This window comes from Ancylomarina longa (genome assembly GCF_003996985.1).
Classification (GTDB): Bacteria; Bacteroidota; Bacteroidia; order Bacteroidales; family Marinifilaceae; genus Ancylomarina_A; species Ancylomarina_A longa.
On record NZ_RJJX01000280.1, the window covers coordinates 1 to 389 of the forward strand.

The following is a 389-nucleotide window of genomic DNA, read 5'->3' on the forward strand; positions in this document are numbered from 1 at the left end:
AAGATGACCCAACCCTTTATTACTTATTTTAAGACTTGGAATAAGAAAACTTTTTCATATCCCCACGAATCGGATAATACTATGCTATTCTCTCTGCGTGCGCCATCGGTTAGTGTAAATGCCCAATAATTGCCAGTGATGATGCTGTATTGGCGAACATCTTCCGATAAATTTTTGAATGGATTATTGATATGCATATAAGCGTTATGTATGAGGATTAAGCTTGGTCAATTTTGCCAACCATGTAGGCGAGTTCAGCCGTGCGATTGGCATAGCCCCATTCATTGTCATACCACGCATAAATTTTTAGCTGGGTATCGTTAATTACCATCGTGGATTTTGCATCGACTATGGTGGAGCGTGGGTCAGTTTTGTAGTCGATAGAGACT

Annotated in this window: 2 protein-coding genes; one reads left to right on the top strand and one right to left on the bottom strand. The window is 40.1% G+C overall.

All coding sequences use genetic code 11. From position 1 onward, the window contains the following. Positions 1–3 precede the first annotated feature (3 nt). Entirely contained in the window at positions 4–129 is a 126-nt protein-coding gene (locus DLK05_RS18445; protein WP_369073585.1) for a hypothetical protein, read from the top strand. 88 nt (positions 130–217) lie between these two features. Here the strand turns inward: DLK05_RS18445 and DLK05_RS18450 are convergent, their stop codons facing one another. Further along, positions 218–382 carry a hypothetical protein gene (locus DLK05_RS18450; RefSeq protein WP_369073586.1) on the bottom strand — a complete coding sequence of 55 codons (165 nt, stop codon included), beginning with the start codon at positions 380–382 and terminating at the stop codon, positions 218–220. Between the last annotated feature and the right edge of the window lie 7 nt (positions 383–389).